Source organism: Streptomyces sp. CNZ301 (assembly GCF_004217425.1).
The window spans coordinates 1,992,698-2,011,724 of the sequence record NZ_SHLG01000001.1 but is presented as its reverse complement, the minus strand read 5'-3'; the positions used below and the strand labels follow the sequence as shown (position 1 = coordinate 2,011,724).

The 19,027-nt window shown below is 70.8% G+C and carries 13 protein-coding genes; 1 reads left to right on the top strand and 12 read right to left on the bottom strand.

Annotated elements, in window-relative coordinates; translation table 11 throughout:
* Positions 1 to 276 precede the first annotated feature (276 nt).
* From EV375_RS08665 to EV375_RS08650, 4 genes are all read right to left on the bottom strand, one after another.
* A complete protein-coding gene (locus tag EV375_RS08665; RefSeq protein ID WP_130298934.1) occupies positions 277 to 900 on the bottom strand; it encodes a LysM peptidoglycan-binding domain-containing protein in 624 nt (207 codons plus the stop codon).
* 284 nt (positions 901 to 1,184) lie between these two features.
* Positions 1,185 to 3,554: an ABC transporter permease gene (locus EV375_RS08660; RefSeq protein ID WP_130298933.1), complete on the bottom strand. Its 2,370-nt coding sequence runs from the start codon at positions 3,552 to 3,554 to the stop codon at positions 1,185 to 1,187.
* 5 nt (positions 3,555 to 3,559) lie between these two features.
* A complete protein-coding gene (locus tag EV375_RS08655; RefSeq protein ID WP_130298932.1) occupies positions 3,560 to 4,309 on the bottom strand; it encodes an ABC transporter ATP-binding protein in 750 nt (249 codons plus the stop codon).
* A gap of 142 nt (positions 4,310 to 4,451) precedes the next feature.
* Entirely contained in the window at positions 4,452 to 5,075 is a 624-nt protein-coding gene (locus EV375_RS08650) for a TetR/AcrR family transcriptional regulator (RefSeq protein ID WP_207228026.1), read from the bottom strand.
* Positions 5,076 to 5,345: 270 nt separating this feature from the next.
* On the opposite strand from EV375_RS08650, the gene EV375_RS08645 reads away from it, so the two are divergent.
* Positions 5,346 to 5,993, top strand: a complete 648-nt coding sequence (locus EV375_RS08645) for a GNAT family N-acetyltransferase (protein WP_130298930.1) — start codon at positions 5,346 to 5,348, stop codon at positions 5,991 to 5,993.
* Positions 5,994 to 6,030: 37 nt separating this feature from the next.
* On the opposite strand, the gene EV375_RS08640 is transcribed toward EV375_RS08645, so the two are convergent.
* From EV375_RS08640 to efeO, 8 genes are all read right to left on the bottom strand, one after another.
* A complete protein-coding gene (locus tag EV375_RS08640) occupies positions 6,031 to 6,786 on the bottom strand; it encodes a snapalysin family zinc-dependent metalloprotease (protein ID WP_130298929.1) in 756 nt (251 codons plus the stop codon).
* 394 nt (positions 6,787 to 7,180) lie between these two features.
* Positions 7,181 to 9,526, bottom strand: coding sequence for a glycosyl hydrolase family 65 domain-containing protein (locus EV375_RS08635; RefSeq protein ID WP_130298928.1), 2,346 nt, complete (start codon positions 9,524 to 9,526; stop codon positions 7,181 to 7,183).
* Positions 9,523 to 10,278: a beta-phosphoglucomutase family hydrolase gene (locus tag EV375_RS08630; protein WP_130298927.1), complete on the bottom strand. Its 756-nt coding sequence runs from the start codon at positions 10,276 to 10,278 to the stop codon at positions 9,523 to 9,525. The genes EV375_RS08635 and EV375_RS08630 overlap by 4 nt, the downstream gene beginning before the upstream one ends.
* A 191-nt stretch (positions 10,279 to 10,469) precedes the next feature.
* Positions 10,470 to 13,841 carry a GH92 family glycosyl hydrolase gene (locus tag EV375_RS08625; protein WP_130298926.1) on the bottom strand — a complete coding sequence of 1,124 codons (3,372 nt, stop codon included), beginning with the start codon at positions 13,839 to 13,841 and terminating at the stop codon, positions 10,470 to 10,472.
* Between the two features lie 294 nt (positions 13,842 to 14,135).
* On the bottom strand, positions 14,136 to 14,786 hold the full coding sequence (locus EV375_RS08620; protein WP_165434702.1) for a response regulator transcription factor: 651 nt from the start codon (positions 14,784 to 14,786) through the stop codon (positions 14,136 to 14,138).
* A gap of 711 nt (positions 14,787 to 15,497) precedes the next feature.
* Positions 15,498 to 16,370: an iron uptake transporter permease EfeU gene (gene efeU, locus EV375_RS08615; RefSeq protein ID WP_130298924.1), complete on the bottom strand. Its 873-nt coding sequence runs from the start codon at positions 16,368 to 16,370 to the stop codon at positions 15,498 to 15,500.
* Positions 16,371 to 16,394: 24 nt separating this feature from the next.
* On the bottom strand, positions 16,395 to 17,777 hold the full coding sequence (gene efeB, locus EV375_RS08610) for an iron uptake transporter deferrochelatase/peroxidase subunit (RefSeq protein ID WP_130298923.1): 1,383 nt from the start codon (positions 17,775 to 17,777) through the stop codon (positions 16,395 to 16,397).
* 10 nt (positions 17,778 to 17,787) lie between these two features.
* Positions 17,788 to 18,927, bottom strand: a complete 1,140-nt coding sequence (efeO, locus tag EV375_RS08605) for an iron uptake system protein EfeO (RefSeq protein WP_130298922.1) — start codon at positions 18,925 to 18,927, stop codon at positions 17,788 to 17,790.
* Positions 18,928 to 19,027 lie beyond the last annotated feature (100 nt).

The window sequence follows — 19,027 nt, the reverse complement described above, 5'->3', positions numbered from 1 at the left end:
TGTCACGATGAGCGTGCGCCGCAAGGCGTGCAAGCACGAGTCGATGCCCTCGACGGGGGTGAGGGCATCGGCTCGATGCGTTTCGGGGAGTCCGCCGGGCGCCGTCCTGACTGCCGGATGTCGGCACATGGACGGACTCGGCCGAGCGGCCCGCCGGGAACCGCCGGCAGGGGAACCGCCCGCAGGCGCCCGTCGGCGGGGGGAAGAGCACACCGCAGCCCGCGCCCTCGGGGGGAAGGGCGCGGGCTGCGGCTGCCGGGGCAGGTGGCGGCTGACTCAGCCGACCTTGAGCTTCTGGCCCGGCATGATCACGTCGACGTCGTTGACGACGGACTTGTTGTTCTCGTGCAGCTTCTTCCAGCTGACGCCGTGCGCGGCGGCGATGGAGGAGAGCGTGTCACCGGCCTTCACGGTGTAGCTGCCCTTGCCCCCTGCCTGCGTCTTGCCCTTGGCCGGGCGCTGCGACTCGCTGCCCTGCGAACCCTTGCCGCCGGAGCCGCCCTTGCCGACCTTGGCCGGGGCGCCGTCCGCGGTCAGCCCTGCCTCGCCGGCGCAGGCCCAGGCCCCGGGCCCCTGACGGTCCAGCAGCTTCTCGGCGGTGGCGATCTGCTGCGCCTTGGTGGCCTGGTCGGCGCGCGGCGCGTACTTCGTGCCGCCGGCCGCCTTCCAGCTGGAGTTGGAGAACTGCAGACCGCCGTAGTGACCGTTGCCGGTGTTGGCCTGCCAGTTGCCGCTGGACTCGCACTCGGCGACCTTGTCCCACGTACGGACGGAGGCTGCCTGAGCGCTGGGCGCAGTCACCATCGGAAGGGCGACGGCGGCACCCGCGACGCCGCTGAGCACGGCGAGACGGGTGGCCTTCACGGGCCCGCGGTTACGGCCGTTACCGGAAAACAGCATGGTGAATGTTTCCTAACGATCGCGGAGTTCGCCACATGTTCTGCGGCGAACGTGTCGAGCGGTGGCGACCGTAAGCACACTGCCCCGGGTGGGCAAAAACCGACACGAGTGATCACGTAGAGCAAGGAAGCCGCCAGGAGTCACTATCGCCGCAGGTCATGCGGAGAGGTGTGAACCGGACAACCGGGCTTTCGGGGCCATGTGCGGAGAGAAGGGTCACACCCTGACGGCCCATCCTCCCGTCCACCCGCGGCCCCTCGTCACCGACAGCCCCGCGCCGGCCCTCAGTTGGCGCGCTCCCGCACGACGCGTGCGATGTCCAGCCGCCGCACCGCACGCAGCGCGGGGACCTGGGAGAGCAGCGAAGCGCCCAGCACGGCGACCGCCGCCCCCACGGTGACTGGCCAGCCGACCTCGAGCCGGACGGAGAACAAGTCACTCGAGAAGGAGCCGAGAGACGCCCGCGCCGCGGCGAGGCCCGCCGCGAGCCCTATCGGGAGAGCGAGCGCCGTCGCAGTGAGATTCTCCGCCGCCAGCAGCCCCGCGATGCGGCGCAACGGCACTCCGGCAGCGCGCAGAGTGGCCAACTCGCCCGTGCGCTCGGCGATGTTGACCGTCATCGTCACGTAGACGACGGTCAGTGCCAGCACCCCGCCGAGCAGCAGCATCACCCCGACGAACACGCGGAACAGCGTCATGTAGCGGTCGACCTGCCGCTCGACGGCCCGTGAGTCGGTGTAGGCGACGACGCCTTCGAGGGCCGTGACGTCCTCGCGTATGCGGTCGTGCGAGGGCGCCGCCGGTCCGGAGGCGAACTTCAGCGCATAACCGCCGGGTCCGGCGCCTGTCGCCGCCTCGACGGTCTCCCGTGTGCCGTACAGCGCCGAACCCATCGGCTCGTCGACCAGCCCGGCCAGCCGCACCTGCCTCTCCTGGGCTCCCGCGCTGCCCGAGGTACGCAGGGTGAAGCGGTCGCCGGGGGCGATGTGCAGGCGGGCGGCGAGTGCCTTGCCCGCCAGTACGCCGCCGTCGGCCGGCAGCCGGCGCTCCCCTCCGCCGGGCATGCGGAACCCGTGCATCGTGGTCTCCGGCCGGTAACCGGTGAGCGATGTGCTGTAGGACTCGCCGTTGGCGGCGGCTGTGACCTGTGCCGTCGTCACCGGCTCCACGGCGCTCACCCCGTGGACGGCGCTCAGGGCCTTCCTGGTACCGGGCGCCCGGGCGTCGGCGGTGACGGTGGCGTCCTCCCGCTGCACCGTCTCGAACTGCACGTCCAGCGCGGCCTTCATGCTCGTCGCCATCCCGGCCGAGGAGAGCACCAGCACCAGCGCCAGCACACTGCCGAGCATCGTGGCCAGCGTGCGGCGCCGGCTGCGTGCCAGTTCGCGCAGAGCCAGCCGCAGGATCAGCGGGAGGCGCCGGGCCCGTACCAGAACCGCGCTCCAGCGGCCCGGCGGGCGCAGGGTGCCGCCGTCGCCCCGCATGGACTCGGCCGGTGCGGTGCGCGTCGTCGCCCACGCCGGTGCGGCACCGCCCACCAGCCCCACCAGGACACCGAAGAGCAGCCCCGTCAGCATGACCGCGGGGCGACGTTCGACGAGCGTGTACGGGATGCCGAGCTCGGCGGTGTACGCGTGGGTCATCGCCGTCGTCGCCACCGCGCCCAGGGCCACGCCCAGTACCGCACCGCCCGCACCGGCGAGCACGCCGTGACCGAGGTAGTGCCGTGCGACCGTGCCGCGCTGGGCTCCGGCGGCCAGGAAGGTGGCGATCACCTTGCGCTCCGCCAGCACCAGGCGCGTGATCAGGACGTACGCGGCCACCGCCGCCGCCGACAGGAACAGCACGGGGAAGGCGACGGAGAGTTGTGAGAAGCCCTTCAGATCCTCGTTCAGAGTGGCGTCGGACGGCTGCTCCGCGCGCGGCTGGACCTCCGTGGCTCCCGCGGCGCGCAGGCGGTCGGCGACGCGTGCGGCGGTGCCGTCCCCGCGGGCGTCGTCGCTCAGCCGTACGAGGGTCTGCGCGGTGGCCGCCTCGTGCGTGAGTCTCCGAACGGTCGCCTCGGGCGCGAAGAGCACGGCGAAGTTGTGCGGGTCGCTGAGGACTTCCTGCCGCGTGAGCGCCGGCCACAGATACTCGGGCGAGTCGGCCACACCGCGCACGGTCAGCGTCCGCCAGCGTGAGCCGTCGTGGACCCTGGTGCTGTCGCCGGGGGAGAGGCCGAAGGTCTTCGCGGTGTGCCGTTCGACGAGTACGCCGTCGCGGTCGCCGCTTCGCGGGTAGTGGCCCGATACGACGTCGACCTTGTTGACCTGCGGCTGCTTCCCGGTGGGCAATCCCGTGACCCTGCCGAGGAGTTCGTCGCCGCCGAGCTTCACCGGCAGCCGGCCCTGGGTGCGGGTGGCCACCGCTTCGACGCCGTCCGCGGCCCGGGCCGCCGAGGCGGCCTTCGCGGCGTCACCGCCGGAGGCCGTCAGATCGGCGAACCGCATCTGCGAATAGGTGTGTTCGTAGCTGGAGCCCAGGTTGCGGTAGGCGTCGTAGCTGGCGACGAACAGGAGCACGCCGACCATCACGGTCACCCCGACCGCCACGAACTGCGGGAGGCGGCGCCGCAGATCACGCCGGGTCTTGGCGAGCAGAATCCGGTTCATGCCGCTCACCAGTCCACGTCGGCGACGTCGGCCGGGTCGGAGTTGCGCTCGACCGACTCCACACGTCCGTCGCGCATGGTCACCACCCGGTGGGCCATCCGCGCCACGGCGGCGTTGTGCGTCACCATGAGCACGCCCCGGCCCTCGCGGTTGGTGCGCTGGAGCAGTCTCAGCACGGACTTGCCCGTCGCAACGTCGAGGGCGCCCGTGGGCTCGTCCGCGAGCAGGAGATCCGGGTCGGTGGCGAGGGCACGGGCGAGCGCCACACGCTGCTGCTGCCCACCGGAGAGCTGCGCGGGAAAGTTGTCCAGCCTGTCCCCGAGGCCGACGGACTCCAGCAGCCCGGCCACCTCGCGCCGCTCGCCCCGCCCCGTCAGCTCGACCATCACCTCGACGTTCTCCCGGGCCGTGAGGGTGGGCACGAGATTGAAGAACTGGAAGACGAACCCGATGTGATCCCTGCGGAACGCGGCCAGTTCGCGCGGGCGTCGTCCTGTCAGGTCGACTCCGGCGACCTTCGCCGAGCCGGCATCGGCGGGTTCGATGCCGCCGAGCACGTTCAGCAGCGTCGTCTTGCCCGAGCCGCTGGGCCCGAGCACCACCACCAACTCGCCCGCGTCCAGGTCCAGATCGACTCCGTCGAGCGCGGCGACGGCCGCGTCCCCCGTCCCGTACGTCTTCGACAGGCCTCGCAGCCGCGCCCCGCCCCGGAGCGTGACTCCGGTTCCCGTGCGGGCTGTGCCGGTGTGTGCCACTGATTCCTCCCTCTTGCCGGGCCCGGCCTGCCGATGCTTCCGGGCGTTGTCTCCGTGCCGGGCCGGCCGCCGCGTTCCCGGACGGCTCCGAGTCCGGGGCAGCCGGTTCCACGGACCTCGGCCGCCGTGGGTGCCGACTGCCTCAACCGGTCGTGCGTGCGACCCCGGCCAGGCGTGCCAGCGGCCCCGACACGGGGATCCGCGCGACGGACGGGTCGATGAGCCGGTGCAGCACGAGTCCGTCGATCACGGCGCCCAGCAGCAGCGCGGTGGCCTCCGCGTCGTCGTCGGAGCGCCCCGCCGCCGTGCCCGAACTGCCTTCTTGCGCCGTGGTGTCGGAGGCGCGCAGCCACTCGGCGACACTCGTGCGCCACTCGGCCAGCAGCTCCGCCAGCTGCGTGCGCAGCCGCTCCAGCCGTGTCGATGCCAGCAGCATCTCGCTGAACAGCACCGTCGCCGGATCCGTCGCGGAGTACTCCGCCACCGCCTCCAGCACCTGGGCCACGCCCTGCGCCGGATCGTCAGCTCGAAGGATCGCCTCGGTCGCCTGCGCCATCTCGCGCCTCGCCGAGGCCATTGCGGCTTCGATCAGCAGATCGGTCACGGTGGAGAAGTGGTAGTGCACCAGCCCCGGCCGCAGTCCCGCGCGGTCCGCCACCCGCCGCGTGGTCACCGCGCCCCAGCCGTCCTCGACGATCAGCTGTGCCGCCGCGTCGAGCAGCCGCTGCCGGGTCTCGTGGCCGCGTTCCGCGGATGTCGGTGTCAAATCTCGCTCCAACTCGGTCCTCAGGGCCTGCCTGTACGGGCCCGTACAGCACGGAACAGGCAGTGCGGGCATGTTTTGGACGTACGACTTGGGCGTACGCATTGGCCGAACGACTTGGTCGTACGTCCAATCTCGCTTGTCACAGTACGCCCTTCCGGGACCGAGGAGAAGCCCCCGCCGACGAGTGCGGTGGACTGTGCGCCTCCCGGGCGGCCGGGGCATCCTGGGAGCCACGGGTGACGACAGGAGGGCGACGGGGGTGCGTCCGAAGTGACGGAGACGGAGATCCGCCTGTTCGCGCAGGCCGACCGCACCGAACTGCGGCAGCTGTTCCGCAAGACCGGGGCGGGCGCGGCGACGGCTTCGCTGTGGGGTCACGAGGAGTCGGAAGCGGAGATCTACCTGCGCGCGTACATGGACCTGGAACCGGAATCGCTGTTCGTCGCCGTGGTGGACGGAGCGCTGGCCGGCTATCTGGCGGGGAGCCTGGACCCCTCGCGGTTCCCCAGCGAGAGCGAGCGCATCGCGAGGGCCATCAAGAAGCACCGGCTCGCCCTTCGGCCGCGGCCGGCGGCGTTCTTGGCCCGCAGCGTCCTCGACCTGGGCCGGGCCGCCCTCCGGGGTGAGCCGACCGCGTCGGACTTCAGTGACGAGCGCTGGCCGGCGCATCTTCACATCAACGTCGCACCGGAGGCGCGTGGGACGGGCGCTTCGGACGGGTTGATGAACGCGTGGTTCCGGCGGCTGCGGGCCGGCGGCTCACCCGGGTGTCACCTGCTGACCCTGGCGGAGAACACCCGGGCGGTGCGGTTCTTCGAACGCATGGGTTTCACCAAGTACGGTGCCACGCCGCTGGTTCCCGGCATCCGCCAAGAGGGGCGGCGGGTCCACCAGCAGGCGATGGTCTGGAGTCCGTAGCCGCGGACCCGACGAGAGCCGGCCGCGGTCACGCCCCTCAGCCGACGGTGGCCGTGGAGCTGAAGTTGCGGCGCACCTCGCGGATCTCGTCGGCGTCCGGAACCGAGTTGGTGCAGGCCGGCCCCGCCGACTTGCCCGACATCAGGCTGGAGCACGGGCCGGGCTGGCTGTCCTCGAGGCCGAGCATGTGGCCGAACTCGTGGGACACGACGCGTATCGCATCGTGTCCCTGGGCCAGCGCCCTGCGGCCGATGGTGACGGTGCCCTTGCCGAGACGGGGCCCCTCGGGGGCGGCGCCAGGCCAGCCCTTCGAGACGACGATGCGGATGTCCGCCTCGGTGCCCGCGGCGGCGGGCCGGAGGTTCACCTCGGGGACGCTGTCGTTCCATGAGCCGGCCGCCGCGCGGACCGCTCCTCCGAAACCGTCCGCGGCGCCCGCGTCGTAGGTCAGGAGTACGGGGCCCTCGCGGCTCGCGCGCGGTCCTGCCTGAGGTATCGGGCCCGTCACGTCGTTCTCCGGCCACTCCGGGGCGACGGGCCCGTCCTCCGGCCCCTGGCCGCCCGGGCCGGCAGACTCGCCGACCTCCGCCTCCCCGCGCGGGCCGGAGTCCCGCGAGGGGACCTCGCCGGAGCCCCGGCTCGCCGACTCCCCGGACGCGTCGTTGGTGGCGGAGACCTCTGCCCCGTCCACTCGTGCCGCCGCGTCGGAACCCTCCGCACCTGCGCAGGCTGTCGCCGCGAACAGAGTCAGGGGCACACAGGCCGCCGCCCATCTCCGGAGTCGGATACGCATGGTGCATCTCCCTGCTGAGCGATGAGGGTTGTGAGGGGGCGCCTCCCCCAGACTCCGTCTGGGAGGTGCCCCTGCGGGCGTACGAATGGTGCCCGATTCGGGGCCTCCGCGCAGACGTTTCCTACTCACGCGTACGGAATTGGCCGCGATCTCCGTCACATGCGTGATGGGCACGACATGTGCGGGGCCCTGAACTTACCGCGAGTCATATCTGCGCAACCGCGGCACAACCGCAGCCCACGACCCTGACCTGCTCAGATCCCCGTCATCGGTGAGCAGCGGCAAACAACGACGTGCAGTGGCGAGCAACGACGTGCCGCAACACGCAACGACGTTGCAGCGGCGAGTACAGGCGCGCATCCTCACGCGCGGACGGGCCGGGCCCTCCTGGCGGTCAGTGCCGGCTCGCGGGCCGGCGCCCCGGGGGCTGCTTCGGCTCGGGGCGCTGCGGCACCCGCGCCACATCGCGCGTGCGGGGCTTTCCGCTCAGCACCGTGAAGCGTTCGCCGTAGTGGCAGATCTCCATCGGCAGACCCTCGACGAGCGTGTACGTGGCCGTGGAGTCGCTCATCTCCACCCGCAGCCGCCGCCCCAGCATCTGCACGGTGAAGGCGAGACGGGTCAGGCGCTCCGGCAGCTTCGGTGCGAACTCCAGGGTGCAGTCGACGTGCCGCATGCCCCCGAAACCCGCGACGAGCGCAGTCCAGGTACCGGCGAGGGAGGCGATGTGCAGTCCGTCCCGGGTGTTGTTCTCCAGGTCGAACAGGTCCATCAGGGCGGCCTCGCCCAAGTAGTCGTAGGCCAGGCGCAGATGGCCGACCTCGGCCGCCATGACGGCCTGCCAGCACGCGGAGAGGGAGGAGTCCCGCACGGTCAGCGGTTCGTAGTACGCGAAGTTGCGGGCCTTCTGCTCGTCGTCGAACTCCTCGCCGTGACGGCACATGGCGAGCACCAGGTCGGCCTGCTTCACGACCTGCTTCCGGTACAGGTCGAAATACGGGAAGTGCAGCATCAGCGGGTACTGGTCGGGCCGCGTGTTCGCGAAGTCCCACATCTGGTGCCCGGTGAAGTCCGCCGACTGCTCGTGCACACCGAGGTCCCGGTTGTACGGGAGGACGATGGCGTCGGCTGCGTCCCTCCAGGCGGCGGTCTCCTCGTCGTCGACGCCGAACGCGTGCGCCTGCTCGGGGTGCCGGTCGATGGCGTTCGCGGCCTCCCGCAGGTTCGCCCGTGCCATCAGGTTCGTGTAGATGTTGTCGTCCGCGACGGCGCTGTACTCGTCGGGGCCGGTGACCCCGTCGAAGTGGAAGCCGCCCTGGTGGTCATGGTGGCCGAGGGAGTGCCACAGCCGGGCGGTCTCCACGAGGATCGGCACTCCCGTCTCCCGCTCGAACTCGTCGTCGCCCGTGGCCGTCACGTACCGCACCACCGCGTCGGCGATGTCGGCGTTCACGTGGAAGCCCGCGGTGCCCGCCGGCCAGTACGCCGAGCACTCCGATCCGTCGATCGTCCGCCATGGGAACGCGGCGCCGCGCAGGCCCAGTTGCTGCGCCCGTGCCCGTGCGGCGGGCAGCGTGTCGTACCGCCAGCGCAGCGCCTCGGCGACGGACTGCGGCGAGGTGTACGTCAGCAGCGCCAGCACGAACGTCTCGGTGTCCCAGAAGGAATGGCCGTCGTAGCCGGAGCCGGTGAGGCCCTTCGCGGGGATGGCGCGCTGCTCGGCGCGGGCTCCGGCCTGGAGGACGTGGAAGAGGCCGAACCGCACGGCCTGCTGGATCTCCGCGTCTCCGTCGACCTCGACGTCGGAGCGCGCCCAGAAGTCGTCGAGGTAGGAGGCCTGCTGTTCGACCAGCCCGTCCCAGCCGGTGCTGCACGCCCCGGCGAGGGCCGCGTCGACCTGGTCGCGCACCGCGGGCAGGGACCGCACGCTCGACCAGCCGTAGGAGACCATCTTCTCCAGCCGCAGCGGAGTACCCGGCTGAAGCAGCGAAGTGACCGTGAGACGGCTGACGTTCGGGCCGCTCTCACTCGAAGTACGCGTGGAATCGGGGCCGTTCACCACGTGATCGGCCGCGGCGGCCACGCGCAGCCCGCTGCGGCGCGTGCTGTGCACCAGGCGCAGCCGGTGCCCGGAGGCCAGGTGCTCCTCGGGCTCCAGCGGCGACTCGAGCGCGGCCGCGGCGCGCGGATCGCCGGGGCGGTGGGGGAGTTGCTCGTTGGCGACGAGTTCCGACTGGATGACCACCCGGACCTCGTCGTCCAGCGGCTCCACCTCGAAGGCGACGGCGGCGATGGCGCGCTGCGTGAAGGAGACGAGCCGCGTGGAGCGCACCCGCACGGTGCTGCCGGCCGGCGAGGTCCACTCGCAGCTGCGGTGCAGCAGCCCGCTGCGCAGGTCGAGTTCCCGCTCGTGGGAGCGCAGCCGCCCGTAGCGCAGGTCGAAGGGTTCGTCGTCGACGAGCAGCCGGACGATCTTGCCGTTGGTGACGTTGATGACGGTCTGGCCCGACTCCGGGTATCCGTAACCGGCCTCGGCGTAGGGGAGCGGGCGCAGCTCGTGTACGCCGTTGAGATACGAACCGGGCAGGCCGTGGGGTTCGCCCTCGTCGAGGTTGCCGCGCCAGCCGACGTGGCCGTTGGACAGCGCGAAGACCGATTCGCTCTGCGGCAGCAGCTCCAGGTTCAGCCCGGTCTCGCGCAGTGTCCAGGGTTCGCAGGCGTACGCACGCTGTGTGATCACGCTGAGTCCTCCTGGCGGTCGTGGCCCGTGAGGTCGGCGAGGTCCCGCACGACGACGTCCGCGCCGTGCCGGCGCAGCTCCGCCGCCTGGCCGACGCGGTCGACGCCGACGACGTACCCGAAGCGCCCCGCCCGTCCGGCCTCCATGCCGGCCAGGGCGTCCTCGAAGACGGCGCATCCCGCCGCTCGCACGCCGAGGTCGCGGGCCGCCGCGAGGAAGGTGTCGGGCGCGGGTTTGCCGGGCAGCCCCCGTTCCTCGGCGACGAGCCCGTCGATCCGTACGGCGAAGAGGTCCTCGATGCCGGCGGAGACGAGGACATCGCGGCAGTTCTTGCTGGACGACACGACGGCGGTGTTCAGTCCCGCCTTCCGTACCGCCTCCACGTAGCGGACCGAGCCCGGGTACACCTCGACGCCCTGCTCGCGGATCTTCTCCAGCAGCAGGTCGTTCTTGCGGCTGCCCAGGCCCTGCACGCTCTCCCGGCCCGGCGGGTCGTCGCTTCCGCCCTCGGGAAGCTCGATGCCGCGGGAGGCGAGAAAGGTGCGCACGCCGTCGGCGCGCGGCCGGCCGTCGACGTACTTGTCGTAGTCGCCGGCGCTGAAGGGGCGGAAGCCCTCCCCCTCGCGGCCGCGCAGGAAGTCGTCGAACATCTCCTTCCAGGCGGCCGCGTGCACCACGGCCGTCCTGGTCAGCACGCCGTCCAGGTCGAACAGGCAGGCGCGCACGGACTGCGGCAGACCCAGGCCCATCATCGGCGCCGGGTCCCCCGATGCGGGCCCGCCATGCCTCTTCAGCCCAGGCGGGGTGCGGCCGCCGGCCCGGCCCGGGCACCGGCGCGCCCGGCCCGGCCCGGCCCGGGCACCGGCGCGCCCGGCCCGGCCCGGCCCGGGCACCGGCGCCCCCGGCCCGGCCCGGGCACCGGCGCCCCGGGCCCGCGCCCGGCTCAGCCGAGCAGTTCGATCTCCGACAGCGCCGCCGGGCCCCCGGCGGGCACGAGCCTGTAGTGCCGGTACGCGCCGGGACGGGCGATCTCGAAGACGCGGGTCTGTCTGTCCCAGGCGAAGGACTCGCCGCGGCGGCGGTCCACCGCCTTCCACTTCCTGCCGTCCGCGGAGCCCTCCAGCACCCATCCCTCCGGGGCGTCGGCGCTGTCCGCCGAGGTCAGCGTGTAGGACCTCACCGGCTTGTCACGGGAGCCCGGCTTAACCTCCATCGCGGCACCGGAGAAGACGGCCCTGGTGGCGGAGGTGTCGTCCAGCAGCGGCTTGTCCTTCGCGGGCACGGTCACGTCACCGGGCGGCGAGGGCACCTTGTCGTCCTCGGTGATGGAGGACGGAGCGTTCTTCTCGCCGGTGCCCCACCCGGACGGCTTCGGGCCCATGTCGAACTCGAGGGTTCCGCCTCGGGCCAGCAGCTTGTGCGGCAGCGAAGTGGAGTGCCACGCCTTGCCGTTGACGCGCAGCCCCTGCACGTAGATGTTGCGCTCGCTGTTGCGTGGCGCCTTCACCACCAGTTCGCGGCCGTTCTCGAGGTGGACGGTGGCCTTGGTGAACAGCGGTGAGCCGACCGCGTATTCGGGCGATCCCATCACCAGCGGGTAGAAGCCGAGTGCGCTGAAGACGTACCACGCCGACATCTCGCCGTTGTCCTCGTCGCCGGGGTAGCCCTGGCCGATCTCGCTGCCCAGGTAGAGGCGTGAGAGCACGTCCCGGACCTTCTCCTGGGTCTTCCAGGGCTGCCCGGCGGCGTCGTAGGTGTAGGCGATGTGGTGGGAGGGCTGATTGCTGTGCCCGTACATCCCCATGCGCACGTCGCGGGCCTCCGTCATCTCGTGGATGACGTCGCCGTAGGAGCCGGCGAACTCCTTCGACGCGGTCTCGGGCGTGGAGAAGTACTTGTCGAGCTTCTTCGCCAGGCCCGCTCGCCCGCCGTACAGGTTGGCCAGGCCCCTGGTGTCCTGGGGTGCGGTGAACGCGAAGCTCCACGCGTTGGTCTCGGTGTAGTCGTGGCCCCACACGCGCGGGTCGAACTCCCCGGGCGGCAGGCGCCAGTTGCCGTCCGCGTCCTTGCCCTGGAAGAAGCCGACCCGGTCGTCGAAGTGCTTGACGTAGTTGCGGGCCCGGCCGAGGAAGTACTGCGACTCGGCCTTGTAGCGCGCCTTGTGGGTCTTGCGGTACAGCGCCTCGCCCATGCGCGCGATGCCGAAGTCGTTGAGGTATCCCTCCAGCGCCCAGGACATGCCCTCGCGGGTCGCGGTGCTGGTGTAGCCGGTGAAGGGGGAGGTGGCCATGCCCTTGCGTCCCACGCCCGAACGCGGCGGCGCGACCGTGGCGTTCTTGACCGCCGCCTCGTACGCGGCCTCCGCGTCGAACTTCACGCCCTTGCCGTAGGCGTCGGCGAAGGCGACGTCTGAGCTGGTGCCGGTCATCAGGTCCGCGTAGCCCGGCGAGGACCAGCGCGATATCCAGCCGCCGTCCTTGTACTGCTGCACGAACCCGTCGGCCATCCGTCCCGCGCGCTCCGGAGTGAGGAAGGAGTAGGCGGGCCAGGTCGTCCGGTAGGTGTCCCAGAAGCCGTTGTTGACGTACACGTCCCCGTCGACGATCTTCGAGCCCGTGTGCGTCGGGGTGTCCTCACCCGTCGGCTCCGAGAAAGGGCTGGCGTAGCGCTTGCGCGAACCGACCTGCTCCGCACCCGAGTTGGGATACAGGTAGAGGCGGTACAGGCTGGAGTAGAGCGTGGTGAGCCGGTCGCGGCTCGCGCCCTCCACCTCGATGCGGCCGAGCAGATCGTCCCACTCGGTCTGCGCACGCCGCCGCACCTCGCCGAAGGACGCGTCCGCCGGGATCTCGCGTTCCAGGCTGGCCTTCGCCTGGTCCACGCTGATGAGGGACGTGGCGATGCGCATCGTGACCGTACGGTCAGAGCCCGCCCCGAAGCGCAGATAGCCCGTGACGTCCTTGCCGCCGCCGCCCTCCAGCTTCCCGCCGGCCGTCACGGGGGAGTCGAAGCGTGCGTAGACGAACATGCGGGTCGCGCCGGTCGACGACTTGCTCCTGACGTCGGAGAATCCGGTGACGGTGGCGTTGTCCTCGGAGGCCGTGTCGAGGGTGAGACCGCCGCGGTTGTCGACGTTGTCGAAGATGAGGTTCGCGTCGTCACCGGGGAAGGTGAAGCGCATCATCGCGGCGTGGTCGGTGGGGGTGATCTGCGTGCGCAGTCCGCTCTCGGATGTGACGCCGTAATAGTGCGGCCTGGCCGTCTCGTTGGAGTGGTGGAAGGGCAGCGCGCGGGCCTTGCGGGACGCGTCGGGCTTGCCCTTCGCCGCCGACGGCATGACCTGGAAGGTCTGCCGGTCGCCCATCCACGGGCTGGGTTCGTGGCTGGCGCTGAAGGCCTGAAGAGTGGGCAGGTTGTCCTCGTTGTTCTTGCGCGCGTACTCGTAGAGCCAGTCCGTGGAGCCCGCATCGGTCACGGGCGTCCAGAAGTTGAAGCCGCCGGGGAGCGCCGTGGCGGGGAAGGTGTTGCCGCGGGAGAAGCTGCCGCTGGAGTTGGTGCCGCGAGTGGTCTCGGCGTAGTCGGAGGGGTGCGCGAGGCGCTTGTGAGGTGCCTTCGGCGCGATCGAGACGTCGTCCACCCAGCCGCGGAAGTCGCTGCCGCCCTTGGGGGAGTCGTAGGCCACGAGGATCCGGTCGATGGTCTTGCCCGCCGCGACGGCGCCGATCCGCGACTCCCTGTTGTTCCACTGGTTCGCGTACATCGTCTTCGCGGACGCCTGGCCCTGCGGAGTCAGCGCGTTGCCGTGCTGGTCCCTCGCACCCAGATCGCTCAGATAGGTGCCGTCGGTGAAGGCGAGGTCGAGGGACGCGTGCGTGGCGGGATAGTCGAGGTCGGTCTCCGGCAGTTCCGGGAAGATCTTGTACGAGAGCGAAGTGCGGGCCCCGACAGGGATGTCGACGTCGAAGACGCGGTTGTAGGAGTAGCCGCGGCCGCTCCCGGAGTGCTCGCCCGCGTAGCGAAGGGAGTGCCCACCGCTGAAGCCCGCGCCGTTCTTCGAGGTGAGGGTGTCGTCGGGCCCGGTGCCCGGGTGGCTGCTCATGCCGGGCGTGCCGGGAGCGGAGTCTCTGTGGACGCCGCGGGTCCTCTGCTCGCCGTCGGGCGTCGTCTCGACGCTGTCGTTCCAGTCGGGCGCGGGGTCCTCCGGTTCGAAGGAGGAGCGGAACACCTCCGCCGTGCCGCCCGGTGCGTGCGGCTGCCGGGGCGGGGTGGCGGACGCAGCTCCTTGTCCGGTCACCATGAGCAGCGCCGTCACCATCAGGGCCGCGCAGGCTCTGCCGGGCCCGCCGGAACCACCGGGTCTGCCGGGTCTCCGGGACCTCGTCCGTCTGCCGCGGCCGCTTCGTCCGCTGCGTGCCTGACTCTGGCGCACGAGGCCGCTCCCCGGGAATACTTGACATCGTTGTCCACTGATGGCGCAGAGAACCAGTAATGTCCGTGCGCACGGTGATGTCAAGGGTGCGCTTGGTCACGGTTGATGCCTGGTTGACGGTTGATGGCTGGAATCCGGACGGCCTGGCCGGAAGGCTGCACGGCCCGGCCGCCCGGAAGTTCAGAGCCAGCCGCGCTTGCTCGCGATGCACGCGGCGTCGAAACGGTTCCTGCCGCCCAGCTTCTTGATGGCGCTGGAAGTGACGTTCCGTACCGTGCCGGGGGAGAGGAAGAGTTCCGCGGCGATTTCGCGTACCGGGGCTCCGCCCGCGGTGAGCCGGAGAACTTCCTTTTCCCTGGTGCTGAGCGATCTGCCGCTGCACCCGGGCTGGCGGATAAAAGCCGCGTCCATCGGGCTGCCGGCATGCTGAGATGTTCCGTCGGAATTGGCGGGGATGCCAGCGGGAACACCCGTATTGTTCACCACGAGTCCCCGTATGGCATTCACCAGCTGAGGCAGGGCCGCGTCGTCGGGTACGACACTCAGTAATCCTGGTGCGGCTGCCTCCTGCCTTTTGGCGGGGGAGCCGGGAGTGGTGCCGATGACGGCGATCCGGCACCGGGGGATGGCCGCCCGCAACTCGTCGGTCAGGCAACGTCCATTGCGTGCGGTGGTGTTGGTGCCGAGCACGGTCACTGTGGGAAGCTTGCGCAGAACAGTGGGAACTATTTCGTCGCGGTTGTTGACGGTCGCGACCACTTCAAAATCCTGGACAAGATTGAGTGTCGCCGCGATGGCTTCCGAGTAAAGACGTCTATCGTCGCCGATCACAATTCGAGTGTGCATTTCGACAAAGCCCCCGCTTCGGCTTCACAGGTTGTCGCCCAACGGCCGTAGAGTTCCATGCCCCAACGGCCGTGGTCAATGGGCCACGAGCCGTTCAACTGCCCGAGTGGGGCGTGCTTCTGTACTTATGACCGATTTGGAGAAGACATTTTGAGGTGGCCTTGAGGTTTCACTTGTCAATACCACTGAAACCCGCGAAAGGCGCCTGATCCCGCATTTGTGAAGATCGAAGAATCGGGCGGGGGCGGTGACGTCATTCCCCGTGAAGGCGTCGGCAATCCGGATCGGACCGCCGGGTATGCGGCGGCCCGCGGGTCGCCGCCGGTGACGGGGCGGTGCCGGCGGCGCGCCGACGCCCGCGGACGGGGGCGTCGGCGCGCGGGCCGCCTCGGGCCAGGCGGGGAACGCAGGGCAGGCGGGGGCGCGGGTTCGGGTGCGGCGCGCGGGCGCGTGCGTGCGGGACTCCCGTGCGGAACGCACCGGCGGCGGGCGTCGCGCTGGGGCAAGTCCCCGTGCTGTGAGGGCGCGTCGGCCGGTGCGGTTGCCGACGATCGCACGGCCTCGCGAACCGTCAGCGCACCGGACGCGGCCAACCGTCAGCGCACCGAGCGCGGCGAACGGTCAGCGCACCGGGCGCGGCGAACCGTCAGCGCACCGAGCGCGGCGAACGGTCAGCGCACCGGGCGCGGCGAACCGTCAGCGCACTCGCGTCTTTTGGCCGGATCCCGCCGTGGCGCGTTCTTCGGAGCCCCCGGACCCCTCTCCCTGCGCCGGCTTGGGCCGACGCAGGAACAGAAAGAGGACGGGAACCGTGTAGAGCACCCACACCCACGCCTGGACGACGGTCGGGTCCGGCTGGAAGTTGACCGTGCCTTTCAGCAGGATGCCGTACCAACTGTCGACGGGCACCGCGGAGCTGACGTCGAACGCCTTGTCCTCCAGACCGCCGAGGAAGCGCGCCTCCTGAAGGTCGTGCACCCCGTAGGCGAGGACGCCGGCCGCCACGACGATCAGCAGGCCGCCCGTCCACGTGAAGAACCGGGCCAGGTTGATCCGAAGGGCTCCCCGGTAGAACAGCCAGCCCATCACGATCGCGGTGACGATGCCCAAGAGTGCGCCCACCAGCGGCCGGACGCCGTCACCGGCGGCGTCCACCGACCTCCACACGAACAGGGACGTCTCGATGCCCTCGCGCCCGACGGCGAGGAACGCCGTCGCCACCAGTGCACCCCTGCCCATGGCGAGAGCCGCGTCGAGCTTGCCCTCCAGCTCCGCCTTCAGATGCCGGGCGGTCCGCCGCATCCAGAAGACCATCCACGTCACCAGGGCCACCGCGGCGACGGAGAGCGAGCCGCCGATCGCTTCCTGAGCGGTGAACGTCAGTTCCTGCGTGCCGAATTGGAGACCCGCGCCGAAGGCCAGGCTGACCGCGGCGGCGATGCCCACCCCGGCCCAGACGGGCGCCAGCTTCGCACGGTTGTCGGTCTTGACGAGGTAGGCGACGAGGATGCACACGACGAGGCTGGCCTCGAGCCCCTCGCGCAGGCCGATCAAGTAGTTGCCGAACACGCCGTGTTCCTTCCGGGTGCGGGGTCAGGAGAAGAGCTGCCGGGCCCACCAGTCGCCGGAGTCGCGGACACCGGGCGGTACCGCGAACACCGCTGAACCCACGTGCTGGATGTACTCGTTGAGGTCGATGTCCTTCCGTGCGAGATGGAGCTGCAAGGGAATGAAGCTCTGCCGCACGTCCCGCTGGTAGGCGATGAAGAACAGACCCGCCTCCAGGCGGCCCAGCCCGTCCGTGCCGTCGGTGAAGTTGTAGCCGCGGCGCAGGATGCGGATGCCGTCGTTGGACTCCGGGTGTGCCAGCTTCACGTGCGACGCGGGAGGCATGGCCGACAGCTTCACCGGGTCGCGCTCGTGGCGGCGGCCCGCCGGGGCGCCCTCCCCCTTGCTGCGGCCGATGATCATCTCCTGCTCGGCCAGCGGAGTACGGTCCCAGATCTCGATGTTCATGCGGATGCGGCGCGCCACGAGGTAGGAGCCGCCCGCCATCCACTCGGCGCCGTCCTTCTTCCCCGCCCACACATGACGCTTCAGCGCCGCCGTGTCGTCGCCGGAGATGTTGCGGGTGCCGTCCTTGAAGCCGAAGAGGTTGCGCGGCGTCTGGGCGGACGGTGTCGTGGAGGAGGTCTTGCCGAAGCCGAGCTGCGACCAGCGCACCGACACCTTGCCGAAGCCGATGCGCGCCAGATTGCGGATGGCGTGCACCGCCACCTGGGGGTCGTCCGCGCAGGCCTGCACGCACAGGTCGCCGCCGCTGCGCTTCTCGTCCAGGGCGTCGCCGGGAAAGTGGGGCAGGTCGGGCAGGGCGGCCGGCCGCCTTTTCCTGATGCCGAAGCGGTCCTCGCCCTTGTCGTTCTCGAAGAGGGACGGGCCGACGCCGAAGGTGAGCGTGAGCCGCGAGGGCTTGAGGCCCAGCGCCTCGCCGGTGTCGTCGGGCGGTGCCTCGGCCGGGCCGCCGACCGCTCCCGTGCCGACCGTCTCGCCCGCCGTCATCCGGGCCGCCGCCCGCGTCCACTTCTGGAGCAGGTCGATCAGCGCGGCACGGTCGTCCGTGACGACGTCGAAGGCGGCGAAGTGCAGCCGGTCCTGCACCGGGGTGGCGATGCCGGCCTGGTGCTCACCGTGGAAGGGCACGGCACCGGCGGAGTCCGCGGCGACGGACTCGGCGCCGCTCCCGTAACCCAGCGCCGCAGCCGTGCCTCCCGCCGTGGCCGCGCCGACGGCCAGGCCCGCGCCGCCCCATCCGAGCAGCGCGCGGCGCGCAGGGTGTGCCCTGCGCCGCTCCGCACCGCCGGAGTCCGGCCGTTCCCCGGCCTGTTCGTGGGTCTGCTCGCGGGACTGTTCGCCGTGCCGGGCCCCGGTGTCACGGCCGGCCTTCGCGTCCCCGGAGTGTTCCGCTTCAGCTGTCACTGCCCGCCCCTCACGCCGCGACGGTGGCGGCGAGCCGCGAGAGCGGTTCGGCCAGCGCGTTCACACCGTCCGAGAGCTTCTTGCGTTCGCTCTTGCCGACCTTGTCGTACGAGACGAACCCGTCGCCCTCGCGGTGCTCGTCCAGCAGCTTCCCGATCGCCTCGAACTGCTTGTCCAGGTCCTTCGCCAGCTGCGCGTCCTTCTTGGCGGTCACCGGCCTGAGCAGTTCGTACGCCTTCTCGGCGCCCTCGACGTTCGCCTGGAAGTCGACCAGGTCCGTGTGGCTGTAGCGCTCCTCCTCGCCGGTGACCTTGCCGGTGGCCACCTCGTCGAGGAGTTCCTTGGCGCCGTTGGCCATGCTGGTGGGGGTGATCTCGGCCTTGCCGACGCGCTTCCGCCAGTCCTTCAGGTCCTTCATCAGACGGCCGGCGAGTTCCTTGTCCTCCGCCGAGATCTTCTTCTTCTCCCAGAGGGACTTCTCCAGCCTGTGCCAGCCCGTCCACTTCTGGCCCTCCTCGAGGCCGTCCTCGCGCACGTCGACCTTCGGGTCGATGTCGCCGAAGGACTCCGCCACCGGCTCGGTGCGCTCCCAGCCGATGCGGGAGACCGCGTACTCCTTCTTGGCGCCCTCGACGTCTCCGTCCTCGACCGCGTCCGCGAACTTCTGCGCGGCCGGAATCGTTTCGTCGGCCTGCTTCTGCACGTACGTGCGGTACTCGGCGACGGCGGAGTCGAGCTTCGGGTTGCGCTCGGCGGTCGCTCCCTTGCCGCTGGCCGTCACCTTCTGGCGGATGCCGTCGCCCTTCATGCCGGGCTTGCAGGCGATCTCGTACTTGCCGGGCTTGACCTCGGTGGTGATCTCGGCCTTGGTGCCGGGGCCGATGTTCTCCCGCTCGGTGACGATGCGGTCGCCGGGCGCGTAGACGTAGACCTCGGTGACCTTGCTGCCCTTGTTCTCCACGTGGAGCTTCAGGTGCCCCGCGGGGAACTCGTCGTCCGAGACCTTGCACGACGAGTCGTCGGCGGTGACCCGCACCCCGCCGTGCCCGCCGGGCTTCGACTTCTCCGCGCAGCCGGTCAGAGCGGCGGCGGCCAGCAGAGGTACTGCCGCACCCGCTATGAGAGTTCGGTTTCGTGCGAGAGCGGACATGTGGCCTCCCGGTGGGCTGACGGGCGGACGTGCGGACGGTGTCGGTGTACGCGGATCTATTTAAGCAAGGCTTACCTAAGTGCAGAAGATAACAGGGGTC